Genomic DNA, 26140 nt, shown 5'->3' on the forward strand with positions numbered 1-26140 from the left:
CATTGACCTCAATCTCGCGCACCAACTGACGCTCGGAGCGAATGCCAAAGAGATAACCGACCAGTAAAGCCTTAAACAACATAGTCGGATCAAGCGGAGGTCGACCATTATCGGCGCAATATAAAGGCGCCACTTTGTCGTGAATGAAACTGAAATCAATATGCGCATCAATTTTGCGCAAAAGATGGTTGGACGGAACCAGACTATCCAGACTGACCATCTCAAGTTCCGTTTGTTGAGGACCGCGTTTTTTAAGCATTCCTCATTGAATCACAAAGGCCTCGCCAAGGCGAGACCTTTGTCAGCAATCTGGGATGTCCTACCTAAAAGGACATCCGTTTTTTGTTAGGCCTAGAATGAAAGCTGTTGGGCTTACAAGCTGCCGTTATACATTGCACTCCAGTAGCCGATGCTGTCGTCTTCGGACATATCGCGCGGGTTGCCGGGGCGTGGGTATTTGCTGTGCATTTCTTTTGCCAGTTCCACAACAACTTCTTCAGGGACATCGTAGTCTCTCAATGTTGTGGGCAGACCGATATCCGCCATCAAGGCGACAACGGCGGCGACACATTGTTTGGCGGCTGTGCTTTGATCTGCGGATGTGGCATCCCCGCACATCAGGCGCGCCAAACGGGCCAAGCGATTTTCGACGACAGGCAAGTTGAAGTCCATCAGATAGGGCAGACCCAAGGCACAGCCCAGACCGTGCGGCGTCCCTTTATAAGATGTCAGCACGTAAGACACGCTATGGGCATAAAGGCCACCGCTGAGGTTAAACGCCATCATCGCCATGGCAGCCCCGACCAGCATGTCGTAGCGCATTTCCAGATTGTCTGGCTCGTTCACCGCCCCGCGCAGGGAACGCGAGATCAGCTCGACCGCGCCATAGCCAAATGCGTCCACGATGGGGGAGGCATTGCGGTGCATGATGGCTTCAATCGCATGGGTCAGCGCATCCATCCCGGTGATGGCCGTGACGGATTTCGGCATGGTTGCTGTCAGGATCGGGTCCAGAATGGCCGCATGCGGGATAAAGATGTCGCTGGACAGATATTTTTTGGTATCGCCTGCAGACACAATGGCAAAGACACTGACTTCACTGCCAGTACCGGACGTGGTGGGCAGCAGGATCAGCGGCAGGCCGTGATCTTCGTTCGCATCGAACGTATCGATGTAGGGGCGCGGGTCTTGCCCTTTGCCCAGACATTGTGACACCAGCTTTGCCATATCCATCGCACTGCCGCCACCAAGGCCAACGATAACGTCAATGGCGCTGTCTTTGACGCTGGCGTGGAGTTTTTCTAATGTTTCGATGTGGGGTTCGGCTTCCACATCGGTGAAAGTGACAACCTCCAGCCCCTCATCTTCCATGAAGGACGCGATCAGGGAGACAAGGCCGAGCTTTTCCAGAACGCCATCGCTGACCAACAGAGCTTTGCGCCCCGACGTCAATCCTTTAGCAACGGAACCAATTTGCTGGGCTGCCCCAAGGCCGACCAGAAATTTTGAAGGCGCGCGCAGGCCGGGGGCACCAACGCTTTTAACCAGTTTTAAATGCTCAGGGTAAGCTGAGAGTTTTGCGAAGAAGTCATTCCTGTTCATGGGGAGTCTCTGTCATATGATTTCTTGTAGGGAGGGTGGTGCCGGGATGATTGGGAGGCGGGTATCCCGGCACCGGGGGGATTATTTTGCGTAAGTGGAAACGTCGATCTTGTCGTAAATCTCGGTCTTAACAAGATTGATCACTTGTGCTTCGTCCTGACGGTCGATGGTGGCCAGCAGGTTGACCCAACGGTCATAGACTTCTTGGAAGTCAGCAATCAGCTTGGCTGCTTTATCGGCAGGGACGTTACGTTTGCTTTCAGAAAATTCCGGCAGGCGGCTGACGTAGCCAGCTTTAAATTCTGTCAGGGCAGTGATCAGGGTTTCGTCCGGCTCGATCCGTTCCAGACCACGTTCCCAAGACCCTTTCAAGGCATCGTCAACTTGGTTGGCAAAATCGATTTGGCGACGGGCATTTGCTTTTGCCATTTCGGTCATCAACAAGCGCTTTGTTTCGTCAGAAAAACCGTTCCATGTGTCTTTGTTGTAAATCCATTCTGCGCCAGCGATGATGGTGCCCATGTAGAGCATGGTCACGCTTTTGGCGACTTCCCAGATTTTAAAGCCGGAGCTGAGGTTGGTTGCATCCAGCATCACACAATCGATGGAACCGCGTTCCAGACCTGTATACACATCGGTAAAGGGCACGCTGACGGGGATGCCGCCTGCAAATTTCACCCATTCCACCTGACTGCCGCCCGCGGTGCGGACTTTTTTACCTTCAAGGTCAGCAAGGGTGCGAACGGGGGGCACGCAGGCAAAGTTATAACGTGCTGTGCTGACGCCGCCGCCAAAGACAACGTTGTGATCCAGCCATTCTTTTTGGATCATCTCGCTGTTGAACTGATATTCTGTGCTGGCAAAGGCTGCTGCCATTGGATCGTTAAAGGTAAAGGCAAGATCGTTCATGATGTTGCTGAGTGGCAGATCAGCGGGGGTGTAAGCCGACAGGATGTTGCCCACATCGGCAACACCGTCACGGACACCTTCCAGCACGGATTTGGCAGGCAGCAAAGAACCACCGATATGCACATCCATTGTCAACTCGCCTTTGGACGCTTCTTCAACGGATTTGGAAAAATTGGTGTAATCATTGACGGTAAAGATATGGGTCGGGCCCGTCCATGAGGATGCGGTGAGGGTTTGGGATGCGTTTGCATCCACGGATGTAACGGACGCGAGCGCATAGGCTCCCAGTGCCAATAACATTGACTTTTTCATGAAGTATTCTCCTACTGTTAAATTTGTTTAATTACCTATTTCATGACGCCAGGTAACCAGAGGGTCAGGCTTGGAATTGCGATCAGGAAGAACAGGGCGACGAAGTCCATAGCCAGGAACCAGAATGTTCCTTTGAACATTGTGGAAAGAGGAACGAGATTGCCGAGCGAACTTTTCATGACGTAAACGTTCAATCCCACAGGGGGGGAGATCAGGCCGATCTCAAGAAGTTTCACCATGATGATCCCAAACCAGATCAGGTTGACATCCATCGCTGTCAGCATGGGCAAGATGATCGGAATGGTCAGCAGCATCAGCGAGATACTTTCAACGAACATTCCTAGGATCAGGAAGATCACGCCGATCAGCAGGATCAGAATAATCGGGCTGTCCGCAATGGGCAGCAGGATCGATGACAGTTCATTCGGCAGGCGCGACAGGGCCAAAAAGCGCGAGAACATGGCCGCCCCAATGGCGATAAAGAAGACCGTACAGGTGCCTTGGGCTGTCTCAACAATTGCCTTTTTGGCAACATTCCAATTGAGCTGTTTTCTCACAAACGCGATTAAGAGCGCAAGGGCAGCACCGATGGCACCGGCTTCTGTTGGGGTGAATAGGCCAAAGAAGATCCCGCCAAGGACACCGATCACCAAGGTCGGTAGAGGCCACATTTCAATCAGGGCGGCCTTTTTTTCTGCCCAGCTGTGTTGTTCATCGGAGCGTGGGGCCAGGCTGGGTTTGAGTTTGACGCGGATGGTGATCATCGCGATGTAGATCAAGGCGGAGATCACACCCGGAATAACCCCGGCAACAAAAAGTGATTCAATGGAGGTGTTGGTGAAAATACCAAACAGGATCATCAGGATCGAAGGGGGGATCAGCGAGCCAAGCGTGCCGGACGCGGCAACCGAGCCACAGGCCAAGCCCTTATCATATTTGGATTTCAACATTTCCGGCACCGCAATGCGCGAAAAGGCAGCCGCTGTTGCGACACTAGAGCCGGAAGCCGAGGCGAACAAGGCAGAGGCAATGACGGTTGAAGACGCCAACCCACCGGGGACGCGACCTAAAAAGATACGCGCGGCGGAAAACAAACCGGAGGTCAGACCCGCTTGGCTTGCGATATAGCCCATCAGCAAAAACATCGGGATGGCGGACAGGTTCCAGTTGGTGATGAAGCTGTAAGGGATGGAAGTCAGGATGCTCCACGCCGCTTTGGTGCTGGTGATGGCCGCGATCCCGCAAAAAGCGACAACCGCCATGGCAACACCGACTTGGGTGCGGATGATGATCAAGATAAGGGCGGCAACGACACCGATCAGGCCGATTTCAACGCGATCCATTATTCAATTCCTTCTTCAACGAGGCGGTGTTCATCTTCTTCGTCTTCATCGACAAAGCTCAGTCCCAAAATTGTTTCTGTGACAAAGCGATAGGACAGGATCAAAGCGGTCAGCGCGAAACTGACAGGCAGACCAAAACGGGCAGGCCAAATCATGACTTGATACAAACCGTCAATCATTTCGCCTTTTTCATAGGCTGCAAGTGCATCTGTGGAGCTTTTCATCGCCAATGCCGCGAAGAAGACAACCCCCAGCAAGGTGCCGATCCCTTGTGCGATCCGCTTCCAGATCGGGGAGAACATGTTGAAGAAAAGATCAACAACAATGGCCTTGTCTTTCAGTTCAACAAAAGGCAGGGGAAGAAAAACAGCGGCAACCATATAGTAATAGGCCACGATTTCTGTGGTCGCAGGGGCAGGCATGTTGATTAAATGACGTCCCAGCACATCCATTAAGACATGAAGCATCATAAGAATCAGCGCGAGTGCTGCCAGATACTCCATACAGTTGGAGAGCTTCTTCAGTAATGAATAGATCAAAATTTAAGTCCCAGAATATTTAACCGGCGTGAATTTGTTGCCAGTTACCCATGTGTCAGTGCGTGCAAGTCAGTTTTTTGACTTATTTTTTGAATTATTAATTCAACCTATGAAATGACATTTTGGAAGTAAATGAATTTTTTATTCAAAAAGTGAATTTGTTGTGAAGTTGCGTATGGAGATTTATTTTTGAATTTTAATTTCATTTTTTGGGGTATTTTATGCTGCAACTGCACAAAAAAAGGCATGATGAACAGCTTCTAAGCATTTTTCAGCTTAGAATGAATGAAGAATCTTTGGGTGGGGTTTTGTTGTTTTAGGCAGAATGAAGAGCCCTCAAATAGCGCTCTATTGTTCCCATTGCTGGTGGATATCTTCGGCCATGGCGCGGGCTGTTTTTTGCAGCAGGTCGAGATGGACTTCCGCAATTTGCTCGGCAGTGACAACATTTTTCAGGAACAGGATGTTCATGCCGGCATAGACCTTGCCTTCGCGCATGATCGGGGCGCCAATGGCGGAGAGCTGGTTTTTATACGTCTCGCGCGAATAGTTGGCGTGCATGGTGGCATAGCCGCGTTCACGGATTTTTTGAAACTCTTCTTCGGCTTTGTCCGGTGTGCGGGCCAGATCATTCCAGCTTGCCGGATTACTGGCAAAACGTTCAATCATGGCGGCACGTTCATCATCGGGCAAGAAAGCCATATAGGCCATGCCGATGCTGGTTGCAAACATGGGCGGGCGGAATTGGTTGATGTTATCAAAAGACAACAGCACACCGCCGCGTGAGCTTTCTGTCAGGATCATGGCGTCATAGTCAAAGACACCGACGTCAGATGCCCAACCGATCTGTTCGCGAAATTGCGACAGGCGGGGGCTGACGATGCGCCCGATTGTTTTGTGATGCTTGTAGCCAGAACTCAGGCGCAGGGATTTCCCCGTGACCCGAAAGTTTTTGTCACCTTCACAGCGCGCCAGGAACCCGACGGACTCAAGGGTTTCGAACATGCGGTGCACGGTCGCTTTATCCAGCTCGGTAATTTCCGCGACTTCTCGGATGGTCGCCTGACCGCCGAGGCGATTGATTGTCGTCAATACTTCTAAGGCGCGTACAACAGCCGCAACAGGACGATAGGAAGCCATTAATTAACCGATCTAGCAATCTTCAAAAACAGGACTATTAATAATCATCAAACTGTGACTGTCAATCAAGCTACAATTAACATCTTCATTTTTAAGGAGAAAACGAGTAGTGCCAGCAACGGTTTTTGGCAGAAAAACTATGGGAACAGCAGTAAATTACCTGCATGGATACTCGCTTTGTTCTCGGGATCAAGGATAGGTGCGTCTGAAGCAGCAAGGCGGGTGCTGCACGCAATGAGGGGTAAAAATCTGTACCTTTGCGTTTTTGCTGTCAAAAATAAGCCACTTTTGATGTTTATGAATGAAAAACTTATAAAAAATAGGGTTTTACTTGCGCCCCGTTCGAGCTAACTTACAAAAAACAACTCAGATGATTAGAGGTTTCTATGAAAATTTCGTTCACTAAACCGGGCTTGCCTGAAACAGGTGTATTGGTGGTTATGGGCTATGAAGGCGGTACGCTTTCAGAGAGTGCACTGGCGATCGATAAGGTAATTGAAGGCACATTGGCACGTGCGGCAAAGATTGCGAAATTTAAGGGTAAAGTGGGCGAGCAGGTTTCCGTGCTTGCGCCGCAAGGCTCCAAGCTGGAACGTATCGTCATGATTGGTGCAGGCAAGCCGGAGAAACTGGACCTGTTGGGTGCAGAAGTCATTGGCGGGACCATTTATAAATCCTTGGCCCCAGAACAGCCGCGTACCGTTTCTATCGCGTTTGATGCGCTGGAAGAAGGTGAAGGCCGTGTGTGGGAACATGCTGCCCATATCGCGTTTGGCGCGCTGTTGCGGTCCTTCCGATTTGATAAATACCGCACGAAGGAAGAAGCCGACAAGAAACCGTCTATCCGCGCGTTGAAAATTTTGACCCCAAGCGGCGGTCGTGCGCGCAAAGCCTTTGAAACATTGGAGAAAGTGGCGGAAGGGATTTTCCTGACCCGTAACCTTGTGTCCGAACCTGCAAACATCCTCTATCCGGAAAGCTTCGCCAACATCTGTCAGGAACTGACCGAGCTGGGCCTTGAAGTGGACGTGATGGGCGAAGCGGAAATGAAAAAACTTGGCATGGGCGCCCTGTTGGGTGTCGGTCAAGGCAGTGCGCGGGAATCTAAAATGGTGATCATGCGCTGGAATGGTCAGCAAAGCAAAGGTCGCAAAGCGCAAACCACACAGGTTGCTTTTGTCGGCAAAGGCGTGACTTTTGACACCGGCGGGATCAGTATTAAACCTGCGGCGGGTATGGAAGATATGAAATGGGATATGGGCGGTGCCGGTACGGTCACAGGCCTGATGAAAGCCCTTGCCGCACGTAAAGCCAATATCAATGCGGTTGGTGTTATTGGTCTTGTTGAAAACATGCCGGACGGGAATGCACAGCGCCCGGGTGATGTGGTGACATCCATGTCAGGCCAAACCATTGAAGTGATCAACACAGATGCCGAAGGCCGTTTGGTTTTGGCCGATGCGCTGACGTATACGCAGCGTGAGTTTGAACCGAAGACCGTGATCAACCTTGCGACCTTGACCGGGGCCATTCTGGTGTCTTTGGGACAGGAACGCGCGGGTGTGTTCTCCAACAATGAAGAGTTGGCAGAGCGTTTGAAAAAATGTGGTGATGCGACAGGTGATAAAGTCTGGCCCTTCCCGATGGATGGGGAATATGACGAACTGATCAAATCCGATATCGCGGATATGAAAAACACGGGCGGTCGTTTTGCCGGCAGTATTTCTGCGGCGAAATTCCTTGAGAAGTTTATCGAGAAAGACACTGTTTGGGCGCATATCGATATCGCCGGTATGGCATGGTCACAAGCCGATAAACCGACCCGTCCGAAAGGCGGCACGGGCTATGGTGTGCGTCTGTTGGATCAATTGGTTGCCGATTACTTTGAAGGTTAGAAAATTTGACTGATATCGCGTTTTATCACTTAACCAAATTTTCGCTGGAACAGGCGTTGCCGAAACTGTTGGAAAAAACCCTGCAGGTGGGAAAACGCGCCCACTTGCAGGTGTCCAATGAGGATCGCGCCGAAAGCTTGACCGACAGCCTGTGGACCTATCAGGCGGATAGCTGGCTGCCTCATGGCACCAAAAAAGATGGCAAACCGGAAAAGCAGCCGATCTGGATCACACCGGAAAATGAGGTTGAAAATGACGCGACGTTTCTGTTTTTGACAGACGGAGCTGATAACCCCAAGGTCGCTGACTTTGAACGGTGTTTTGTGGTTTTTGACGGGCGTTCAGACGCCGCTGTGCAAAAGGCCAGAAGCCAGTGGAAGACCTACAAAGACGGTGGTCATAGCCTGACCTATTGGCAGCAAACCGACAGTGGCGGTTGGGAAAAGAAAGCCTGACAAACCTCAGGCTTTTCCCCTCTATTTATAATTTACCCGCAAAATCGACCATATAGCGCAAGCCGGTGATGGCACGGCTGCCGTACCATGACGTCATCTCCCCATCAATGATGTGTAGCTTATCCATCGGTTGATTATAGGTTTCTGCAAACTCTGCCAGATGGGTGTCTTTAAACAAAAACGGCTCAGACGAAAACAGGATGGCGTCCACTTCGTCCAAGATCCCGCTGGTGAGATCAACTTCGGGGTAGCGTTTATCTGTCTCAACGGGTTGGGTGATCAGATTGACACTGGCAAGTGTGCGCGAGATATAGGTTTCTGGCGCAATGGTCATCCACGGATCTTTCCAGATAAAATAGAGCACCTTTTTTTGCGGCAGGTCACAGGCAGACATTTGCACGTGGGTGCGTGCAGCCTGTAGCTCGCTGATGAGGCGGGCGGCTTGGTCGCGGCGCTCAAAGATATTGCCCAGCAGTTTATAAAGCTCGATGTTATCTTCCGGCGCGTTGGGGTGGGTGACGACGATATTGGGGATGAACTCGCCCAGTTCCTCCACCAGTTCTTTCGGGTTTTCGTCGATATTGACAATCAGGTGCGTGGCGTTGAGGGCCTTCACCTTGTCCATATTAACCTGTTTGGTCCCGCCAACGCTTTTAACCTGTTTAACCAATTCTTTGGGATGCACACAAAAGGCGGTGCGCCCGACAAGGGATTTGGACAAATCAAGGTCGAACAGCAGTTCGGTAATGCTGGGGACGAGTGAAAGGATGCGGGGGGTTGGGGCCGGTTGGTGTTCCTGACCGAGTGCGTCAATAAACAAGAAACTTACCTAATCGATGATCTCAAAAAGTTCGTTAAAGCGAGACAGGTCAAACATGCGTTTCACCACTGTGTTTGCGCCGGATAGGACAAGGGCGACGTCATGTTTTTGCGCGGTCTCATTCAGCTCAATTAACATACCGAGGCCAGCAGAATCGATATAGTCCAAGTCATCGACCTGCAAGACCCAGCGTTTTTGCTCGGACGTGGGCAGGTAGGTCATAAGCTCCAGAAACTTGTCGCGCGAGGAGGGGAGAATATTGCCATAAAAAATGACCTGCTTGTCGTGATCTCTGTTTAAAAGAGAGTATTCCATGTCGCGTCTTGGCTCCCCTGTCTCATTCTTATATGTTTGTCTAATTAATGTATGGGATACGCAATGAATTGCAATGAGATATTTCAGGTGTTATGAAATAAAAAATTCTGACCATACAGACAGGTTCCCGTTCCATGTTTAAGCATCCCGATTTTGCAAACTTATTCGTCGTTGACCACCCGATGGTGCAACATAAACTGACCCATATGCGCAATAAAAAGACGTCTACCAAGACGTTTAGGGCGTTGCTGATCGAAATTTCGATGCTGATGGGCTATGAATTGACACGCGATCTGCCGATCACGCAGGAAGCTATCGACACACCTGTGGTCCATATGCCGGACGCACCGGTCTTGGAAGGGCGCAAGGTTGCGGTTGTTCCGATTCTGCGTGCGGGTCAGGGGATGTCCGATGGATTGCTGGAACTGATGCCGTCTGCGCGTGTTGGGCATGTCGGCCTCTACCGTGACCCTGAAACCCAGCGTCCGGTGGAATATCTGGTAAAATTGCCGGCGGTTGAGGGGCGCACCTTTATTTTGTGTGATCCGATGCTGGCGACCGGTCATTCTGCGGCGTATGCGGTGGATGTGTTGAACCGTGCAGGTGTGGCAGATAAAGATATTCGCCTGTTGGTTTTGGTTGCGGCACCAGAAGGCATGGAAGTGTTTGAAAAAGCACATCCTGAGGTGAAGGTCTTTACCGCTTCTCTTGATAGCCACCTGAACGAAAAAGCCTATATCGTCCCAGGTCTGGGCGATGCCGGAGATCGTCTGTTCGGCACGCTTTAAGGTTATTGTCATATTCAAAAGAAAAGGCGCTTCACATCGGAAGCGCCTTTTTTGTGCTTTTATTCAGCCGGTTCTTCTTGAGAGAAGATAGAGCCACCTGCTTCAGCCGCATCGCGACCCGGCAGGATCAGGTTGAGAACCAGCCCGACAATGGTTGCCAGTGCCATACCTGCGATTTTGAAATCACCGGGGAACTGGATAAACGCACCACCGATCCCGATGACCAGAATGACAGAAGCGATAATCAGGTTACGCTTCATGCCGAAGTCAACACGACGGTCGATCAACATACGCATACCGCTGGACGCAATCACACCAAACAGCAGAATCGCAACACCGCCCATAACCGGAACCGGAATGGTCTGGATCAAGGCGCTGACAGTCCCCATAAAGCCGAAGACGACTGCGATACAGGCCGCACCACCGACAACAAAGACGGACATGACGCGGGTAATGGCGATAACGCCGATGTTTTCACCATATGTGGTGTTTGGCGGGCCACCGATCAGGGCCGCAAGGATGGTTGCAAGACCATCACCTAGCAAAGAGCGATGCAGACCCGGTTCTTCAAGGAAATTACGGCCTGTCACTTTGGACAGGACCATCTGGTCGCCGATATGTTCCGCAATGGTCACAAACGCAACAGGGGCGATCAGGGCAACGGCAGTGATGGTCAGGATGGACCCTTCACTGATGAAAGCGAACGTGAAGTCAGGCACAACAAACAGCGGTGCAGCAGCTACCTGAGAGAAATCGATGAGGCCAAGGCTCAGGCTGAGAAGATAGCCACCTGTAATCCCGAACAAGATCGGGATCAGGGCAAACACACCGCGCATAAAGACAGAACAGGCGATTGTGATAAACAAGGTCACGAGCGCAACGCTGAAATGCACTGTGCTATATTCGTTTGTTGCCGGGTTATTCATCGCCATGTTGATGGCAATGGATGCGAGACCCAGACCGATCACCATGATCACGGGGCCAACGACAACCGGCGGCAACAGACGCATAAGCCATTTGACGCCAAACAGGTGAATGAGGATGGAAACCACCACATAGACCAGACCGGCGGAGATACAGCCTACAAGCGCGCCCGCACTGCCAATCCCTTCAATTTGGGAAGCGGCGATGATGGGGCCGATAAACGCAAAACTAGACCCGAGATAAGCCGGAATTTTACCACGTGTACAAATGATATAAAGCAAAGTCCCCAGACCACTGCTGATCAGAGCGACGGATGGGTTCAGCCCTGTCAGGAAGGGAACGAGGATTGTTGCACCAAACATGGCAAACAGATGCTGGGCACTCAGAATGATCCACAGGCCGGGGGTCGGGCGCTCGTGGACATCCAGAACAATATGATGATCTTGGCTCATCTTTTCTCTCTTGTTCAAGTTATATAAACGGGATGCATAGCTATAAAAATGCTACAGAGGGTAGATTTTTAAGACTTTTAAGTAAATAGGGAAGTTTAGGTCAAGCCTAAAAGCTGTTAAGGTGAGGTTCACGTCACCTATTCGGTTGGGGAGGGAATATGCGCGTTATCATCATGGTTTTACTGGGGTTATTTTTGACAGCCCAAGGACAGGCGCAGGAAGCTCCGCAAGATACCTTATTGAAAGAACGGGGGTGGCTGGAACTGTTGTTTGACAACAAAAAACCGAATGTTTTTGCCACCCAGACAGATGGCGCAATCATGGTCGGCAGTGATGCCAGTGTCTCTTTATTATATAAGCCGCTGTCGGTTGATCTTGCGCAGACACCTAGGCTCAGTTGGGCATGGAAGGTGGACCGCAGTGTCCCGCCGACCGATTTAAGCGTCAAGGGTAAGGATGATCGCTCCCTTGCCCTCTATATCAGTTTTCCCTTCGATGAAGCGCGCGCCGGATTCTGGGAACGTTTTGTGCGCAGCATCGTTGTGGCTTTAAAAGGGGAAGACACACCGGGGCGCGTGATTTCTTACGTCTGGGGCGGGGATTATGCGGCAGGGGAGATTATTGAAAGCCCGTACCTTAAAAGTGCAGGTGCCTTGATTGCCCTGCAAAAAGCCAACGCCCCGACCAGCAGATGGGTGAGTGAACAAGTGAATGTCGCCGCAGATTATGAACGGATTTTTGGCGAACCCGCAAATCAGCCCTACCAGATCGCGATCTCAGCCGATAGCGATGACACAGAAAGCCAAAGCATCGGCTGGATCAAAGACCTTGAATTTAAACCTTAAGGCTAGAAGCTTGAGGCGTTTTCCAGTTGTTCGGCAGCGTCCAGCCATTCCATTTCGGCTTCTTCCAGCAGGTTGCTGATTTCACCGAGTTTGATTTGGAGGTCTTGAAGCTGGTCTGAGGGGCCGTCATAAATTTTCGGGTCTGCCATCTTTGTTTCCAGCTTCTCTTTTTCCGCGCTGAGTTTTTCCACGCGCTTTTCAGCATCCTTGGCGGCTTTGCGCAAAGGGGCTTGGGCGGCGCGTTGGGCGGCGCGGTCTTGGCGATTGGCTTTCTTTTGATTGGCCCCGTTGCTGCTGTCGTCGCCGGAGGATTTCTTTTCCGGTTTGCGGCTTTCAATCAACTGGCGTTTATATTCTTCCAGATCCCCTTCAAAGGACTTACAGCCGCCCTTTTCAACGATCCACAGGCGATCGCAAGTGAGTTCCAGCAGGTGCGGGTCGTGGCTGACCATAACGACCGCACCGTCATAGGTGTTGATCGCCTGCACCAAGGCTTCGCGGCTATCCACATCAAGGTGGTTGGTCGGCTCATCGAGGAACATCAGATGCGGCGCTTCATAGCTCATAAGCGCAAACAAAAGACGCGCTTTTTCCCCACCAGACAGTTTTTCGATCTTGCTGTCGGCTTTATCACCTTCAAACCCAAAACGGCCCAACTGAGCACGCACTTTAGCTTCAATGGCATCGGGCATAAGGGCGGACATGTGATCGAACGGGGTTTTCTGCACGTTCAATTCATCGGTCTGGTGTTGGGCAAAATAGCCGACCTTCAGCTTGGAAGATTTACGCACTTGGCCTTCCAGCGGCGCAAGGCGCGAGGATAAAAGCTTGATCAGGGTCGATTTACCATTGCCGTTCGCCCCCAACAGGGCGATGCGGTCGTCCATATCGATGCGCAAGGACAGGTTTTTCAGGATCGGCTTGCCTTCTTCATAGCCAACCGAGGTGTCTTCCATGGCAACCAATGGTGACGACAGCGGTTCCGGGTCGGGGAAGTTGAAGGAATAGGTCTTCTCTTCCATAACCGAGGCAATGGGTTCCATGCGTTCCAGCATCTTCAGGCGGCTTTGGGCCTGCTTGGCTTTGCTGGCCTTGGCGCGGAACCGATCAACAAAGCTTTGTAGGTGCTTACGCTGGGCGATTTGTTTGGATTGCGCCTTGGCTTGTAGTTCCAGCTTTTCACGGCGTGTTTTTTCAAACGTATCGTAGTTGCCGCCATATCGGGTCAGCTTGCAATGTTCCAGATGGACAATTTCATCGACCACATTGTTCAGCAACGCGCGTTCGTGGCTGATGACCAAGAAGGTGCCTTGATAACGTTTGAGATAATCTTCCAGCCACATGACCGCTTCCAAGTCAAGGTGGTTGGTCGGCTCATCCAGCAGCAGCAGGTCTGGGTTTGCAAACAGGGCCGCTGCCAAGGCCACGCGCATCTGCCACCCGCCGGAAAAGTCGCTACAGGGGCGTTGCTGGGCGTCGTGGTCAAAGCCCAGACCACTCAGGATGGTTGCGGCACGTGCGGGCGCGGTATGGGCGTCAATATCGGCAAGGCGGGAATGAATTTCCCCGATACGGTGGGGATCGGTTGCCGTGTCTGCCTCTTTTAACAGGGCGTCGCGTTCAAGGTCGGCTTTTAGGACCGTTTCCAGCAAGGTATCGCTGCCGGTTGGCGCTTCCTGTGCGACTCGTCCGACGCGGGCGCGCCGTTGCACCGTGAGGCTGCCATCGTCCGGCATCACTTCTTCAAGGATCAGTTTAAACAGGGTGGATTTACCTGTGCCGTTTTTGCCGACCAGTCCCACTTTGTGTCCGGCAGGCACCACAACGGTTGCCTGATCGAACAGCATACGCCCGCCAATGCGGTATGTCAGATCATTGATGTGTAACATAAGGCGCTAGATACCACATTTTGCGGTTATTTCACCATGAAAGTTCAAATTAATAATTGTGCAGTTGCAAAATTCTTTTGGGCGCTGTATAAGGCGGCCACTTTGTCGCTGGGATTTGGCCCAGAGGCTTCACAGAGATTTTTAATAAAAGGGGTTTCCCTGTTATGGCTATCGAACAAACACTGTCTATCATCAAGCCGGACGCGACACGTCGCAACCTGACTGGTAAAATTGTTGCACGTTTCGAAGAAAAAGGTCTTCGCGTTGTTGCTTCCAAACGTATTCAACTGACTCGCAAACAGGCTGAAGGCTTCTACGCTGTTCACTCTGAGCGTTCTTTCTTCGGTGAACTGGTTGACTACATGATCTCCGAACCTGTTGTAGTACAAGTTCTGGAAGGCGAAAACGCTATCCTCGCTAACCGCGAAATCATGGGCGCAACAAACCCGGCGAACGCTGACGAAGGCACAATCCGTAAAGATTTCGCCATCGACGTTCAAGAAAACTCCGTACACGGTTCCGACGCTCCGGAAACTGCTGCAGAAGAGATTGCTTATTTCTTTAGCGAATGCGAAATCGTTGGCTAAGGATACTGCGGTTTTTTAACTGTGGTTGCCTGTGCGATTTCTGTTGTTGATGTTACATCCAACAGTATAGGACGGTTTCAATAATCGTCAATCACTGCACAAGAATTGCACAAGTTTGCACAAAGACCAGATGGGTGACCGTCTGGTCTTTTTGTTTTTGGGGCATTGGGGCACAGTTTCGACAGCGTTTGATAAATAACGGTAGGCGAAAAAAACTGTTAGGTGATTCGCATAGTTTATTGCTTTTTCTGAAACCAGTATGGGACAATAAACATCTCAAGGGGTTCTATTGAACCAAGGGTGATTTCTGGGACCATCAGACCAGCACCATCAGACTGCCCCCCTCGGTCGTTTCGATATCGGTTAATCGTATCCCAATACGCACCAATCAGTGGCGTTGGACTCTTAGGTTAATCGGTTGCTGCGAAGTAAAATAAAAAACAACCGCACCCTTAAAAGAGACAGGCTCTCACTCGGAATTGTGAACCTGTCAGTTCCGCATGGTTGGTATTGTGGCTATGTGGAACCGCTTCTTAAATGATAACCGTTTTGCCTTCGGGCAGAAGACCGTCTTGATGCGCTGGTTTTCGGAAACCGCCAGTGTTCTTTAACGAAAGATACATAGACGACAATACAGACTTTACGATGACCTCGTTGCAAGTTTTTCGTTCCCTTTGTTTTTGGATAAATTATGAATTTCAAGAACAGGGGGATTAGAAGTCTTTCTTGCTTCCTGTTGCAAGGACACGCTTACCGCATCAAAAAATGAAACCCAGATAAATGATATTGAATTTCATCAATCAGAGAAAAGCAACGACACGTACAGCGAGTGAGTTTACGAACGAGATGAAGGGGCGGTTGCTCGACTCTTGAAGCGTTAGCGAAAGAGGCGATCAAGTTTTAAGACAAAACGTCCCATGCGCTTTAAACGAGATTTTGCTGGAAAGATTCTTTTCATGCCATGACGAAGAAATCTGGATAGGTGGTATGCAGTGCGTGATATTGGCATCCATTGAATCCGGTGGGCACTTCGATGACACCAGCCGATAACGTTGGACTTAACTCACTACCCTTGAATTCCAATCCATCACATATCAGCACAGCGTTTTGTATCATGCTTTGCAGTTCTTCTGTCGTTTTAGCCAGCGCAGCAACCAGCACGGTGATTTTGTCACTAATGCACTGTACCTGACTGGAAGCCGATGGCACAAACACATCAACCGCCGTGGAATCAAATGGGTTGTGAAAGTGGACGGTGAAGGCGAACGCACTGGGTTCATCTGTTGGTTCATATATATCATTAATGCGCATGAATTGCCCCTGTGCGATCCACTTTGATCGCGATGGATTGCTGTTGAAAGTCCACCCGAATAATATTGCCGACGATTTCAATACGCGATTTCTTGAGCGTGTAATCACCAATCGGGCAAGAAAGGCTCGGGGTGAAGGTTTTGACGAGATTTTCCACTTCCTCATGGTCGATGGCGTTGGCAACAATATTGCCATAGCATTCGCACACGGCGATGATTTTATCACCGCCGACCACTTCAAATGCGATGTCGCTCGGCTGGTTGCCGATGATTTGGTTATCAAGGATTATATGGGCTTTTTCTGGTGCCGTGTCTGATTGAATATTACAGGTACCTAAAACACGTATCGGAACGATATAGGCGTGTTTTTTCTTGGGTGTCGGCATGTTCTGGATGTGGGATGCTACTTCATTGATACGCATCACGCTACCTCCAGTTTAGCATGGGCGCGGGTGTACAATTCTTGCCAGATATGAGTTTGCAAATCGGCTACGGTTGCTGCTGTTTCTGGTTGGTCTGCCAGTTCCATTACAAGGGTGCCCAAATCAATGAATAGATGAAATAGGGCTTCTGTTGTTACCGTGCTTTTGCGACACCAAACTGATCGCGCATAGGCGGGGGTGCGCCCCATCATGGCGCTGAGTTCTTCGGATGACGTGATAATATTCAAGCGGTGTAGTTCGGTGAAGATGGTCTTGGTGATACAGGTCATATGGGTCTCCGTTGGTCGTTTCTAACGTCAATTATTTATCGCTAAATACGAAACATAAGACCGCCCTATTAAGACGGAAAATCACAATAATATGCACGGAGAAGACATATGCTCTGCAACCAAGCCGCACGGATAACGATTGACCCGACACGCCATCACCATGACGTTCTAAAATCCCTTCATACAGACTATATGCTGAAAGAAAGAGTGACCATTATGGATAAGGACAGCATCGCTACACTTGATGGTCAATGGTACCTGAAAGGGCGCAAATCCATCATCACAGATGGCATCGGTACACCGTTGGACCGTGATGCCATCCGTGATGAGATTGATATGCTTGGCGACTGCACCGTCTATATCTGGTCCTACCCGATCTACCGGCAGAAATGATACACCGCAATATAATAATGAGCGCAGAAACCACCGGGTATTCCCAGATGAAAACCCGGTGTTTATCCTTCAAGTAAACCTATACTTGGAGGATTTTTTTTATGGACCTTAAACTATCACCTCGCTCAAAACCCTTGGTGAAAGATACCCGCCGACCATCGCCACAAGAGATTATGGAACGCGCCATCGAAGGGCAGTTGGGGCTTCTGGCAGACCCGAAATTTACCGTGAAGAAATACCGATATGTGGATGACTATGACAGGGAGGGCAACAAGACCAAGGTCAAACGTATGACCTCCGGCAAACCGCGCTCATGGTGGTGGCGCGAAGGTGACGTGTATCATCTCGAATTGCGTTACGGATCATATGTGCTGGAACTGGAAGATGGCATGTCATCAGTAGTGTGCGGACCCACCAAAGAAGACATTGCCAACGTGCTACGTCATATCCGTGATGACCTTCTGCTCACGGGTAAATTGGATGCCCGTCTTGAGGCTATGAAAGAACGCGCACGGTGGAAGACACCCTAATCGTACAGAATGGCTCCTTCTGCGATATCTGCCAGACGTGCCTTTTTCTCATCCAGTCGGTCTTGCAATGCTTGATCTGTTGGGGTCTGGCGAAGCAGAGTATGCAATACACCGCATTCAAGCGACAACATTGCCGCCTCAATAGCAATAAAAGTATTGGGCACTCCAAGGTTTTCCATCTCCCACATCGGAAGCGCGAAAGGATTATGGTAATACTTTACATTATCGTATTTGGTGAGGTCATAACCGATATTTGATAGATGATCTTTAATTTGGTCATTCAGGTTATTGTGGAATTTTCTGACATCGTTTGCATATCTTTCTAACCACTGTATCGCTTTCCACATTTCGTCGATATGTGCCAGTGGTTCATTTTTGGAAACTATTGGAAATGCTAAATCAAATTCTGATAAATGTTTTTGATTCTTCATATGGATTTCCGCCCAGAAATCAAATTCAGTTTCCGTTATTTCCAATAATTTCTCGGCTGAAATATGGTACTGGTTTTCTGAAAACCTTGTTTCATGCTGCCTTTTCATATCTTGTAGGATGGGGACAGTGTAAATGTCCACATTGTTTGTTTTGACGTGATGTCGGTGGCACATAATTAAAAGGTTGCTGGGTGCAGCACGTTCGTCATCAGTCATTCGTTCGTTGTATCTTTCACCACCTTCCGAGGCGGCTTCGATATGACAGATTTGAGCAACATAGTCTCCATCATCGTCAATAAGGGGATGGTTACAATCTGGAAACGCACATTGATTTCCAGATTTGGCGAATAATTCACGGATAATTTCTTTGGTATGTGCTTTTCTTGCCATCTATATCCCCTTTGGTCTTGAGTAATACCAAAATGGCAGAATGTAAGCAGTTTGCCCAGATGGTTTGAATCATAACTTCCGTCCAACTTCTTCCACCCTCATATGACTGTAATTCATCAGCACTCGCAAATCACGGTGCCCTGAAATTAAGGATACCTCAATCGGTGACAGACCTTTCTCGGTCAACCGCGAAATCGCTTCATGACGCACGTCATGGAAGCGATAATCAACCAATTCGGAATCACAACAAGCGGCACGGAAGGCGCGTCCCAGTTGGTTGTAATTCAGGGGGAACAGGGTATCGCCATCATGGTTCATGTACCGTTTGACAATATTCAAGGCTTCCGGTGACAGTGGGATGGTTCGGGGGGGCCCGTTCTTGGTTTCGGGGATGTGGAGGAAACCTTTCTGGATGTCCACATCGGTTTTCATAATGCGGGTGATTTCACTGCGGCGCATGGCGGTTTCTGCGGCGAAGGTGAGAACGTCCGTAAAGCATGGGTAATATGATTGTCGTGCAGCCTTGAGCAACGCTTGCCATTCGTCCGGTGATAAACGGCGGTCCCGTGCCTTGGGGCTTCTGGGTTTCTTGATCATGCTGACGGGGTTGATGATAATGGGGATGTCCCATTCTTTACGGGCACAATCAATCGCGCTGGAAATTAGGCACAGGTCATGGCGGCAAGACCCTTCCATTATTTTTTTCATACGCATGTCACGATATTGGGCGATCTTCCCGGCGGTTAGTTTATCCAGCGTGGTCAATACTAAAGGCTCACGCAGCAATCGGTTGATGCGTGTGGTTTCACGTTTGATAGTGGACCCTCTTTTGGTCGGCGTAACTTTCATCAAATATCGTTTTAACAAATCTGCCAATGTGATGGATTTTAGAACTTCTTCGGGACGATTGCGTAAAAGTTCCAGTTTCGATTCTTCGGCAACAGCCCATTTGGTGGCATCGGATTTCTTGGTAAAAGACCTTGTGATATTGTGATCATATTTGCGGATTTGCACCCGCCATTTCTTTCCCGATTTATGTACGCTTGCCATGATATTTCTTTCTGACTGCACAGAAATTGCACAAACATGGGTGGGGACAGTTAAATACGGTGGGTGGTATCGTTGCCCAATAATGGCAGAAAACCTATTGATACGCTGTATTTCACAATCCAAGAAGATGGAAGATCGTCCGGGTTCAAGAAAACTCCGTACACGGTTCCGACGCTCCGGAAACTGCTGCAGAAGAAATCGCTTACTTCTTCTCCAAGTGCGAGCTGGTCGGCTAATCTGAACTCTCAGATAACCGCTGAAATAAAAACGGCGCTTCCGATGATGGAAGCGCCGTTTTTTGTGTTTGGTGGCTTGTGAGGAATGCTTAGAGTCGAAAAATCACAATTTATGCGAGGTTGCCTTGCGGTATTTTCATGCATGGGTATTATGACTGAATTTGGCCAAATTTGTACTGGGTAGGAAGAGTATGGAAAAGAGATACCAAGTATTCGTCAGTTCAACGTACACCGATTTGAAAGAGGAACGCCAAGCAGTAACTCAAACTCTAATGGAGATGGATTGTATCCCGGCTGGTATGGAATTGTTTCCTGCTGCTGACGAGGAACAGTGGGAATTCATCAAAAAGGTTATCGATGATTGTGATTATTATTTGTTGATTATTGGGGGGCGCTACGGAAGCGTGACGGATGATGGTATCAGCTATACCCAAAAGGAATATGAATATGCTGTGTCAAAAGGACTTCCTGTCGTTGCATTGCTTCACGGCGATCCCGGCAAAATCTCCGCGGACAAAACGGAACTGGATCCTGAATTGAGGGAAAAACTCGACTTGTTCCGTGAAACCGCATCCACAGGACGGTTGGTAAAATACTGGAAGGATGCATCGGATTTACCCGGTATGGTCTCTCTCAGTTTAAATAAAAATATGAAGATGTATCCGGCAATTGGATGGGTTCGTGCTAATGTTGTGGCGAACGAAGACCTGCTGCTGGAACTGAATCGTCTTCGGACTGAGAAGGAAGAGTTGCAGGCAAAACTGGCAGAGATCTCTGAAACCGCGAATGTGATTGAATTCGATGATGGCGAGATCGCAAGCTTGGATGACTCATTTACTTTGTCAGGGCATCATGTAAATTACGATTATGATAAATTTTCTTGGTACGAAACTAAGACTTGGCGAGAAATTTTCGGAATAGTAGCTCCATATATCTATGAGGGGAAGTCTACTCCAGACATTAAGTATGCGTTGCTGGTTTCTTTGTATGGTAACCGGGGTAGCGAAGGCTATACGGACTATAAGCTGAACGATCAGGACTTTCAAACGGTTGTGCTACAATTTATGGCATTGCGCTTAGTCACAGTTGTATACATTGAACAAGATGTGAATACGACAACCTCCAAAATGTCTTTGACAAAAAACGGCGAAAAGTTGTTATTCGAAACTCGTGTAGTTCGGAAGCAATGACAAAGACGCGAAGTCGAATGTAGAGGAAGTTTAACCCTGACAAATCCAACCCGTATAGATAAAAACGGCGCTTCCGATGATGGAAGCGCCGTTTTTTTGTGTTGGGTGGTCAGCGTTTTAGTTTTGCCTCAACCGGTTAGCCCGCAACGGGTGCGGGCTGACGGTGGTTAGCCTTCGGGGTTGATGGCGCTGTCCATGAGATTGTCTACGCCGTTGTAGACCACTTTCTCGCCGGAGACGCGGACTTTGCGTTCGGCAATGAGTTTGAGGGCGAGTGGGTAGATTTTATGTTCCTGTTCCAAAACGCGTTTGCCCAGTTCTTCTGGTGTGTCGTTGGGGAGAACGGGGACGCAGGCTTGTACGATGATCGGGCCTTCATCCATGGCGGGGCGCACGAAGTGGACGGTTGCGCCGTGGAATTTGACGCCTTCTTCAATCGCGCGCTCATGGGTGTGCAGACCTTTAAAGGACGGCAGCAGGGCAGGGTGGATGTTGATCAGGCGATCTTTCCATTTCTGCACGAAGGTATCGGTGAGAAGGCGCATAAAGCCAGCCAAGCAGACGAGCTGGACGCGTTCGCTATCCAGCACTTGATGCAAAGCTTCTTCAAAGCTTTCGCGACCGTCATAGTCTTTATGATTGATGACGGTGGTGGACACGCCAGCTTCTTTCGCGCGTTCCAGACCATAGGCGTCTGGCACGTTGGAAATCACGCGCACGATTTCAGCGGGCGATCCTTCAGCGGTACACATATCCAGCAGGGCTTGCAGGTTGCTGCCCCCGCCGGAGATGAGGACGGCGACTCTTAGCTTTGCCATGTCTCAATCCCGGAAATCGCAACCTGTTCCCCGCCGTTATGTTTAACGACAGAACCGATCTTGGTGACGGTTTCGCCACCGTCTTCGAGGATTTTTGTCAGGGCGTCTGCTTTGTCTGCCTCAACGATGACACACATGCCAATGCCGCAGTTAAAGGTACGCGCCAGTTCGTGCGTGGCAATGCCACCAGCTTTCGCGAGCCACGCAAAGACAGCCGGAAGCTGCCATGTGGAGGCATCGATTTCTACACCCAGATCATCTGGCAGGACGCGCGGGATATTTTCCACCAGACCACCGCCTGTGATGTGGGCAAGGGCGTTGACGCCGCCCGCTTTGATGGCGGCGAGTGTGGATTTAACATAAATCTTTGTGGGGTCCAGCAGCGCTTCTGCGAGGTTGCGGCTGTCATCAAACGGTGCTTTGTCCGCATAGTCCAGACCCGCAGCGTCAACAACGCGGCGCACCAGCGAGAACCCGTTGGAGTGCAGACCGTTGGAGGCCAGACCCAGAACCACGTCGCCTTCTTTAACGTTGGCGCCCGTCAGTTCTTCGCCGCGCTCAACCGCACCGACGCAGAAGCCGGCAAGATCGTAATCGCCTTCGGAATACATGCCCGGCATTTCTGCCGTTTCGCCACCGATCAGGGCCGCGCCGGCTTGCTTACAACCTTCTGCGATGCCTTTGATGATATCGCGCCCGGCGGCAACATCCAGTTTGCCTGTCGCGTAATAGTCAAGGAACAACAGCGGTTCTGCCCCTTGGACCACAAGGTCGTTGACGCACATGGCCACAAGGTCGATTCCCACGGTGTCGTGTTTGTCGGCAAGGATGGCGACTTTCAATTTTGTGCCGACACCATCTGTACCAGAAACAAGGATCGGGTCTTGATAGCCTGCTGCGCGTAAATCAAAAAAAGCACCAAAACCGCCGAGGCCGTCCATGACACCTGCGCGTTTTGTGGATTTTGCGAGTGGTTTGATCTCATCGACCAAATCGTTACCGGCATCAATATCGACGCCTGCATCTTTATAGGTGAGACCTTTTTGATCAGACATGACCTAACCTTCATCTAATGGCACGTAAAAACAGAGCGTCCAACATAACCTATGTTGAACGCCCCGAACATACTGAAATTCAGCCTGTTTGCAATCAAGAAAACGTGAAAATAGCCCTAAAACCGTTACTCGGTCGGGTTTAGGCTTTCTAAAGCCTGTCCAATATTGGTCCAGACACCTGCGGTTTCAGGATCATAGCAGCGGCTTAAATGGGTGCGATAGGCTTCAAGGGCTTCTTGATGACCAAGTTCTTCAACAAGATGCTGTGCAATTTCTTGGGGGGTAACGCTCATTCTCATGGCAAAAACTCCTATCTATGTTGCAGTGCAATAATGCTATGTTGCGTTGCAATGGTCAAGAAAATTGCGATTACTCTTTTATGACGCGAGCGCTGTTCGTCCCTATGTCTTGCATCCATCTGTAAAACAGGGCAAAACTACGGGTCGGTACTGAAGCTTGGTGAGAAAAGATGAATAGTGTTAAACAGTTTTTCGTTTTAGCTGCAATCGTGACGGCAGTTTTTGTGAACACGGCGACGGTTGAAGCGGCAAACCCGTTTGAAATCAAAGGCATCTATGTGGATGTCACGGCTGACAACGTCACAGAGGCGCGCCGTCAGGCTTTGCGTGAAGGGCAGAATAAAGCGTTCGAGGCCTTGTTAAAGCGTCTGACCTTGAAAGCGGATCGCGACTTTCTGCCGTGGGTGGAACCTGCAAATCAGGCTCAGTACATTCGGGATTTTTCAATTTCAGGAGAAAAAACATCCGCCGTTCGCTATCTCGCCACGTTGAGTTACCACTTTAAAGAAGAGGCGATTCGCGATCTGTTGAAGGCCCGCGGCCTGTCCTTTGCGGAAACCATCAGCAAGCCCGTGTTGGTTCTTGCGCTGTATGACGATAATGGTCGCTTGTCCTTGTGGGATGAGCCAAACCCCTGGAGTGGGGCCTGGAGCTCACTGTCCTTCCAAAACGGATTGGTGCCGGTTGTTTTGCCCTTAGGGGATCTGGCGGACATTTCTGGCCTGTCTGCGCAACAGGCTGCTGATATGGATGAAGCAGCACTGCAGACCATGGCGCAACGCTATGACGTAAATACAGTGGTTGTGGCCCGCCTTGTTGTCGCCAGTCGAAACGGCAATGGCGAGCCGACGGATGTAGATCTGATCACCACACGATTGGGGGCAAAAGGGCAGGACCGCAATACCAGCCTTGGCATTACACGCGGGGCTGAGGAAAGCAAAGACGCCTTTTTAAAGCGTATTGCCTCATCGGTGAGCGATGGGCTGGAGGAAAGCTGGAAGCGTGATAACGTCCTTCAGTTTGGTGTGGATGGTATTTTGCCTGTCAATCTGTTGATCGACGGATTGAACGAATGGATTGATGTAAAGAAACGTCTGTCAAATGTCGCGGTGGTTCGTCGGGTCGAGTTGGCTTTATTGTCGCGTGATACGGTGCAAATTAACCTGCATTTTATTGGTGATCTGGATCAGTTGATCGGATCGTTGCGACAGGTTGATTTGGATTTGACCGTTTCCGGTGAAAGCTGGTCCTTGATTAATTTAAGACAAGGTCGACCCCAGTGAGCCAAACCGTCTGGCTGAATATTCCAAACCTCATAACGTTGGGGCGCATTTTTGCGGTCCCGGTGCTGGTCTGGCTGGTCTTGATCCAGAAGTTTGATCTGGCGTTCTGGCTGTTTATTTTGGCGGGAATTAGTGATGGGCTGGATGGATATCTAGCAAAAAAAATGAACGCGTACACCCGGATCGGTGCTTTTCTCGACCCGATTGCCGATAAGTTTATGCTGGTGAGTATCTTCGTAATCTTGGGTGTGCAGGGGTTCTTGCCCATATGGTTGGTGATTATGGTGGTCTTTCGTGATGTGGGGATTGTGGTCGGCGCATCTTTGTTGGAAGTTGTGACCCATAAGCTGGAAATGGCACCGAATTTTAGTAGCAAAATTAATACGACGGTACAGATTATACTGGCGGCATTTGTGTTGGGGATACAAGGTCTGGAGGTCGTGCACATGGATGTGTTTGTCGACGTTCTGGTCTATGGGACGGCCTTGACAACGATGTGGTCGGGCGCAATCTATTTGTATCAATGGGGAAACACGATCGCACAAGCCAATGGGGATGGATAAATGACAGCCAAAAGACAGCTTCAGATTTGGGCCTTCGGTTTTGCTATATTTATTGCCTTTCTGTACGTGTTTCATGGGGTGATGACCCCGTTTGTTGCCGGGATGCTGATTGCTTATTTTGTCGATCCCATCGCGGACCGTTTGGAAGACTGGGGATTGTCGCGCCTATGGGCGACGAGTGTGATCACGGTGCTGTTTTTTGTGCTGATGATTGGGCTTGTTTCTACGATCTTGCCGATTCTCAGTACGCAGATTCTGGGCTTTGCCGAACGGGTGCCGAGTTATTATGAACATCTGCGCACCTTCACCGAACCCGTGATTTCCCAGATTTTCTCCGGTGTGTCAGATACCAATTTGAAGGAAATGGGCGCGACGGCGGCTTCCTTCACCAAGCAGGCACTGGATGTGGTTGCAAAAGTGATCGAGAAGGTTTTAAGCGGCGGTGCCGCGATTTTTGATCTGATCTCTATTATCGTACTGACGCCGTTGGTGACGTTTTATATGTTGCGTGATTGGGATGTGATGGTGGCGCGCATTGATGGCTGGTTGCCGCGTGCCCATGCCAAGGTCATTCGCGAGCAATGTACCCTGATTGACGAAACCCTTGCCGGATTTGTGCGCGGACAGGCGAGCGTGTGTTTGATTTTGGGGAGTTTCTACGCCATTGGCCTGACGGTTTTGGGGCTGGAGTTTGGCCTGTTGGTCGGTTTGGGCGCCGGTATCATTTCGTTTATTCCTTACTTTGGGACCATCGTTGGCTTTGGTGTCTCGATTGCGATTGCGGTTGTGCAGTTTGGCGATTGGGTGCAGGTGGCTATTGTTGCAGGTGTCTTCGGTGTTGGACAAATGCTGGAAGGGAATTTCCTGACACCCAAACTGGTGGGGGAAAAGGTCGGGCTGCATCCGGTCTGGGTGATCTTTGCCTTGATGGCAGGCGGCAGTCTTGCCGGCTTTACCGGTATTTTGTTGGCGGTGCCGGTTGCGGCGGTTATCGGCGTACTTGTACGTTTTGGTTTGAAACAGTACCTGAATAGTGCGATGTATGCGTCCAAGGATACCAACTGA

General features: G+C 50.0%; 30 protein-coding genes. 12 read left to right on the plus strand and 18 right to left on the minus strand.

Annotated features, from left to right (window positions below):
* The 6 genes from Q397_RS22055 to Q397_RS0110795 form a co-directional block, all read right to left on the minus strand.
* Positions 1 to 259 (minus strand): transposase (locus Q397_RS22055; protein WP_028880399.1); only part of this gene is annotated, 259 nt, incomplete at its 3' end.
* 113 nt (positions 260 to 372) lie between these two features.
* Positions 373 to 1602, minus strand: coding sequence for an iron-containing alcohol dehydrogenase (locus Q397_RS0110775; RefSeq protein ID WP_028879433.1), 1230 nt, complete (start codon positions 1600 to 1602; stop codon positions 373 to 375).
* Positions 1603 to 1683: 81 nt separating this feature from the next.
* The gene (locus Q397_RS0110780) at positions 1684 to 2823 is read right to left on the minus strand and encodes a C4-dicarboxylate TRAP transporter substrate-binding protein (protein WP_028879434.1); all 1140 of its coding nucleotides are present in this window, start codon (positions 2821 to 2823) and stop codon (positions 1684 to 1686) included.
* 35 nt (positions 2824 to 2858) lie between these two features.
* A complete protein-coding gene (locus Q397_RS0110785) occupies positions 2859 to 4166 on the minus strand; it encodes a TRAP transporter large permease (protein WP_028879435.1) in 1308 nt (435 codons plus the stop codon).
* On the minus strand, positions 4166 to 4705 hold the full coding sequence (locus tag Q397_RS22060) for a TRAP transporter small permease (RefSeq protein ID WP_156950693.1): 540 nt from the start codon (positions 4703 to 4705) through the stop codon (positions 4166 to 4168). The genes Q397_RS0110785 and Q397_RS22060 overlap by 1 nt, the downstream gene beginning before the upstream one ends.
* A 348-nt stretch (positions 4706 to 5053) precedes the next feature.
* Complete coding sequence (locus Q397_RS0110795) at positions 5054 to 5845, minus strand: IclR family transcriptional regulator domain-containing protein (RefSeq protein ID WP_028879436.1); 792 nt, start codon at positions 5843 to 5845, stop codon at positions 5054 to 5056.
* Positions 5846 to 6231: 386 nt separating this feature from the next.
* Between Q397_RS0110795 and Q397_RS0110805 the strand changes: the two genes are divergently transcribed.
* Together Q397_RS0110805 and Q397_RS0110810 are read left to right on the plus strand one after the other, a co-directional pair.
* Positions 6232 to 7740, plus strand: a complete 1509-nt coding sequence (locus Q397_RS0110805; RefSeq protein WP_028879438.1) for a leucyl aminopeptidase — start codon at positions 6232 to 6234, stop codon at positions 7738 to 7740.
* Positions 7741 to 7745: 5 nt separating this feature from the next.
* Positions 7746 to 8195, plus strand: coding sequence for a DNA polymerase III subunit chi (locus Q397_RS0110810; protein ID WP_028879439.1), 450 nt, complete (start codon positions 7746 to 7748; stop codon positions 8193 to 8195).
* A gap of 25 nt (positions 8196 to 8220) precedes the next feature.
* Here Q397_RS0110810 and Q397_RS0110815 read toward each other — a convergent pair whose 3' ends face one another.
* Together Q397_RS0110815 and Q397_RS22065 are read right to left on the minus strand one after the other, a co-directional pair.
* The gene (locus Q397_RS0110815) at positions 8221 to 9015 is read right to left on the minus strand and encodes a helical backbone metal receptor (RefSeq protein WP_028879440.1); all 795 of its coding nucleotides are present in this window, start codon (positions 9013 to 9015) and stop codon (positions 8221 to 8223) included.
* 9 nt (positions 9016 to 9024) lie between these two features.
* Positions 9025 to 9330 carry an STAS domain-containing protein gene (locus tag Q397_RS22065; RefSeq protein WP_051609926.1) on the minus strand — a complete coding sequence of 102 codons (306 nt, stop codon included), beginning with the start codon at positions 9328 to 9330 and terminating at the stop codon, positions 9025 to 9027.
* Between the two features lie 134 nt (positions 9331 to 9464).
* On the opposite strand from Q397_RS22065, the gene upp reads away from it, so the two are divergent.
* The gene (gene upp, locus Q397_RS0110825) at positions 9465 to 10118 is read left to right on the plus strand and encodes a uracil phosphoribosyltransferase (RefSeq protein ID WP_028879441.1); all 654 of its coding nucleotides are present in this window, start codon (positions 9465 to 9467) and stop codon (positions 10116 to 10118) included.
* A gap of 59 nt (positions 10119 to 10177) precedes the next feature.
* Here the strand turns inward: upp and Q397_RS0110830 are convergent, their stop codons facing one another.
* The gene (locus Q397_RS0110830) at positions 10178 to 11494 is read right to left on the minus strand and encodes a solute carrier family 23 protein (protein ID WP_038013556.1); all 1317 of its coding nucleotides are present in this window, start codon (positions 11492 to 11494) and stop codon (positions 10178 to 10180) included.
* A 158-nt stretch (positions 11495 to 11652) separates the two neighbouring features.
* Between Q397_RS0110830 and Q397_RS22070 the strand changes: the two genes are divergently transcribed.
* Positions 11653 to 12339, plus strand: a complete 687-nt coding sequence (locus Q397_RS22070; RefSeq protein ID WP_051609927.1) for a DUF3047 domain-containing protein — start codon at positions 11653 to 11655, stop codon at positions 12337 to 12339.
* Between the two features lie 2 nt (positions 12340 to 12341).
* Here Q397_RS22070 and Q397_RS0110840 read toward each other — a convergent pair whose 3' ends face one another.
* Complete coding sequence (locus Q397_RS0110840; RefSeq protein WP_028879443.1) at positions 12342 to 14228, minus strand: ABC-F family ATP-binding cassette domain-containing protein; 1887 nt, start codon at positions 14226 to 14228, stop codon at positions 12342 to 12344.
* A gap of 164 nt (positions 14229 to 14392) precedes the next feature.
* Here Q397_RS0110840 and ndk point away from each other — a divergent pair, with 164 nt between their 5' ends.
* Positions 14393 to 14815: a nucleoside-diphosphate kinase gene (gene ndk / locus Q397_RS0110845; RefSeq protein WP_028879444.1), complete on the plus strand. Its 423-nt coding sequence runs from the start codon at positions 14393 to 14395 to the stop codon at positions 14813 to 14815.
* A gap of 954 nt (positions 14816 to 15769) precedes the next feature.
* Here ndk and Q397_RS0110855 read toward each other — a convergent pair.
* Genes Q397_RS0110855 through Q397_RS0110865 form a run of 3 tightly spaced genes read right to left on the minus strand, consistent with a single transcriptional unit; the run spans position 15770 to position 16837 of the window.
* A complete protein-coding gene (locus Q397_RS0110855; protein ID WP_028879445.1) occupies positions 15770 to 16126 on the minus strand; it encodes a hypothetical protein in 357 nt (118 codons plus the stop codon).
* Entirely contained in the window at positions 16116 to 16547 is a 432-nt protein-coding gene (locus Q397_RS0110860; RefSeq protein ID WP_028879446.1) for a hypothetical protein, read from the minus strand. Before Q397_RS0110860 ends, Q397_RS0110855 begins: the two co-directional genes overlap by 11 nt.
* The gene (locus Q397_RS0110865) at positions 16547 to 16837 is read right to left on the minus strand and encodes a hypothetical protein (RefSeq protein WP_028879447.1); all 291 of its coding nucleotides are present in this window, start codon (positions 16835 to 16837) and stop codon (positions 16547 to 16549) included. Before Q397_RS0110865 ends, Q397_RS0110860 begins: the two co-directional genes overlap by 1 nt.
* A 108-nt stretch (positions 16838 to 16945) precedes the next feature.
* On the opposite strand from Q397_RS0110865, the gene Q397_RS0110870 reads away from it, so the two are divergent.
* Positions 16946 to 17230: a hypothetical protein gene (locus Q397_RS0110870; RefSeq protein ID WP_028879448.1), complete on the plus strand. Its 285-nt coding sequence runs from the start codon at positions 16946 to 16948 to the stop codon at positions 17228 to 17230.
* Positions 17231 to 17331: 101 nt separating this feature from the next.
* A complete protein-coding gene (locus Q397_RS0110875; protein WP_156950694.1) occupies positions 17332 to 17760 on the plus strand; it encodes a hypothetical protein in 429 nt (142 codons plus the stop codon).
* On the opposite strand, the gene Q397_RS24125 is transcribed toward Q397_RS0110875, so the two are convergent.
* Positions 17757 to 18581, minus strand: coding sequence for a hypothetical protein (locus tag Q397_RS24125; RefSeq protein WP_051609928.1), 825 nt, complete (start codon positions 18579 to 18581; stop codon positions 17757 to 17759). The genes Q397_RS0110875 and Q397_RS24125 overlap by 4 nt on opposite strands.
* 69 nt (positions 18582 to 18650) lie before the next feature.
* Positions 18651 to 19631: an integrase gene (locus Q397_RS0110885; RefSeq protein ID WP_028879450.1), complete on the minus strand. Its 981-nt coding sequence runs from the start codon at positions 19629 to 19631 to the stop codon at positions 18651 to 18653.
* Between the two features lie 134 nt (positions 19632 to 19765).
* Here Q397_RS0110885 and Q397_RS24690 point away from each other — a divergent pair, with 134 nt between their 5' ends.
* Positions 19766 to 19867: a nucleoside-diphosphate kinase gene (locus Q397_RS24690; RefSeq protein WP_205618823.1), complete on the plus strand. Its 102-nt coding sequence runs from the start codon at positions 19766 to 19768 to the stop codon at positions 19865 to 19867.
* Positions 19868 to 20058: 191 nt separating this feature from the next.
* Positions 20059 to 21057, plus strand: a complete 999-nt coding sequence (locus Q397_RS0110890; protein ID WP_028879451.1) for a DUF4062 domain-containing protein — start codon at positions 20059 to 20061, stop codon at positions 21055 to 21057.
* Between the two features lie 167 nt (positions 21058 to 21224).
* On the opposite strand, the gene purN is transcribed toward Q397_RS0110890, so the two are convergent.
* The 3 genes from purN to Q397_RS24980 all read right to left on the minus strand — a co-directional run bounded on the left by purN (position 21225) and on the right by Q397_RS24980 (position 23229).
* Complete coding sequence (gene purN / locus Q397_RS0110895) at positions 21225 to 21875, minus strand: phosphoribosylglycinamide formyltransferase (RefSeq protein WP_028879452.1); 651 nt, start codon at positions 21873 to 21875, stop codon at positions 21225 to 21227.
* Complete coding sequence (gene purM, locus Q397_RS0110900; RefSeq protein WP_028879453.1) at positions 21863 to 22930, minus strand: phosphoribosylformylglycinamidine cyclo-ligase; 1068 nt, start codon at positions 22928 to 22930, stop codon at positions 21863 to 21865. The genes purN and purM overlap by 13 nt, the downstream gene beginning before the upstream one ends.
* 125 nt (positions 22931 to 23055) lie before the next feature.
* Complete coding sequence (locus Q397_RS24980; RefSeq protein WP_156950695.1) at positions 23056 to 23229, minus strand: hypothetical protein; 174 nt, start codon at positions 23227 to 23229, stop codon at positions 23056 to 23058.
* 170 nt (positions 23230 to 23399) lie between these two features.
* Between Q397_RS24980 and Q397_RS0110910 the strand changes: the two genes are divergently transcribed.
* Genes Q397_RS0110910 through Q397_RS22080 form a run of 3 tightly spaced genes read left to right on the plus strand, consistent with a single transcriptional unit; the run spans position 23400 to position 26140 of the window.
* Positions 23400 to 24512 (plus strand): DUF2066 domain-containing protein, encoded by a 1113-nt coding sequence (locus Q397_RS0110910; protein ID WP_028879454.1) that lies wholly within the window; start codon positions 23400 to 23402, stop codon positions 24510 to 24512.
* On the plus strand, positions 24509 to 25075 hold the full coding sequence (locus tag Q397_RS0110915) for a CDP-alcohol phosphatidyltransferase family protein (RefSeq protein WP_240475060.1): 567 nt from the start codon (positions 24509 to 24511) through the stop codon (positions 25073 to 25075). Before Q397_RS0110910 ends, Q397_RS0110915 begins: the two co-directional genes overlap by 4 nt.
* Positions 25076 to 26140, plus strand: a complete 1065-nt coding sequence (locus tag Q397_RS22080; RefSeq protein WP_038013560.1) for an AI-2E family transporter — start codon at positions 25076 to 25078, stop codon at positions 26138 to 26140.

This window comes from Terasakiella pusilla DSM 6293, assembly GCF_000688235.1.
GTDB lineage: Bacteria > Pseudomonadota > Alphaproteobacteria > Rhodospirillales > Terasakiellaceae > Terasakiella > Terasakiella pusilla.

Excerpts from the sequence above, each read along its gene's own strand:
- purM (WP_028879453.1), bottom strand. The coding sequence starts at position 22,930 with ATGTCTGATCAAAAAGGTCTCACCTATAAAGATGCAGGCGTCGATATT.
- Q397_RS24980 (WP_156950695.1), bottom strand. The coding sequence starts at position 23,229 with ATGAGAATGAGCGTTACCCCCCAAGAAATTGCACAGCATCTTGTTGAA.
- Q397_RS0110855 (WP_028879445.1), bottom strand. The coding sequence starts at position 16,126 with ATGCGCATTAATGATATATATGAACCAACAGATGAACCCAGTGCGTTC.
- ndk (WP_028879444.1), top strand. The coding sequence starts at position 14,393 with ATGGCTATCGAACAAACACTGTCTATCATCAAGCCGGACGCGACACGT.
- Q397_RS0110830 (WP_038013556.1), bottom strand. The coding sequence starts at position 11,494 with ATGAGCCAAGATCATCATATTGTTCTGGATGTCCACGAGCGCCCGACC.
- Q397_RS24125 (WP_051609928.1), bottom strand. The coding sequence starts at position 18,581 with ATGGCAAGAAAAGCACATACCAAAGAAATTATCCGTGAATTATTCGCC.
- Q397_RS22080 (WP_038013560.1), top strand. The coding sequence starts at position 25,076 with ATGACAGCCAAAAGACAGCTTCAGATTTGGGCCTTCGGTTTTGCTATA.
- Q397_RS0110890 (WP_028879451.1), top strand. The coding sequence starts at position 20,059 with ATGGAAAAGAGATACCAAGTATTCGTCAGTTCAACGTACACCGATTTG.
- Q397_RS0110840 (WP_028879443.1), bottom strand. The coding sequence starts at position 14,228 with ATGTTACACATCAATGATCTGACATACCGCATTGGCGGGCGTATGCTG.
- Q397_RS0110805 (WP_028879438.1), top strand. The coding sequence starts at position 6,232 with ATGAAAATTTCGTTCACTAAACCGGGCTTGCCTGAAACAGGTGTATTG.
- Q397_RS0110885 (WP_028879450.1), bottom strand. The coding sequence starts at position 19,631 with ATGGCAAGCGTACATAAATCGGGAAAGAAATGGCGGGTGCAAATCCGC.
- Q397_RS0110780 (WP_028879434.1), bottom strand. The coding sequence starts at position 2,823 with ATGAAAAAGTCAATGTTATTGGCACTGGGAGCCTATGCGCTCGCGTCC.
- Q397_RS22070 (WP_051609927.1), top strand. The coding sequence starts at position 11,653 with ATGCGCGTTATCATCATGGTTTTACTGGGGTTATTTTTGACAGCCCAA.
- Q397_RS0110775 (WP_028879433.1), bottom strand. The coding sequence starts at position 1,602 with ATGAACAGGAATGACTTCTTCGCAAAACTCTCAGCTTACCCTGAGCAT.
- upp (WP_028879441.1), top strand. The coding sequence starts at position 9,465 with ATGTTTAAGCATCCCGATTTTGCAAACTTATTCGTCGTTGACCACCCG.
- Q397_RS0110910 (WP_028879454.1), top strand. The coding sequence starts at position 23,400 with ATGAATAGTGTTAAACAGTTTTTCGTTTTAGCTGCAATCGTGACGGCA.
- Q397_RS0110795 (WP_028879436.1), bottom strand. The coding sequence starts at position 5,845 with ATGGCTTCCTATCGTCCTGTTGCGGCTGTTGTACGCGCCTTAGAAGTA.
- purN (WP_028879452.1), bottom strand. The coding sequence starts at position 21,875 with ATGGCAAAGCTAAGAGTCGCCGTCCTCATCTCCGGCGGGGGCAGCAAC.
- Q397_RS0110860 (WP_028879446.1), bottom strand. The coding sequence starts at position 16,547 with ATGCGTATCAATGAAGTAGCATCCCACATCCAGAACATGCCGACACCC.
- Q397_RS22065 (WP_051609926.1), bottom strand. The coding sequence starts at position 9,330 with ATGGAATACTCTCTTTTAAACAGAGATCACGACAAGCAGGTCATTTTT.
- Q397_RS0110875 (WP_156950694.1), top strand. The coding sequence starts at position 17,332 with ATGGACCTTAAACTATCACCTCGCTCAAAACCCTTGGTGAAAGATACC.
- Q397_RS0110865 (WP_028879447.1), bottom strand. The coding sequence starts at position 16,837 with ATGACCTGTATCACCAAGACCATCTTCACCGAACTACACCGCTTGAAT.
- Q397_RS0110785 (WP_028879435.1), bottom strand. The coding sequence starts at position 4,166 with ATGGATCGCGTTGAAATCGGCCTGATCGGTGTCGTTGCCGCCCTTATC.
- Q397_RS0110870 (WP_028879448.1), top strand. The coding sequence starts at position 16,946 with ATGCTCTGCAACCAAGCCGCACGGATAACGATTGACCCGACACGCCAT.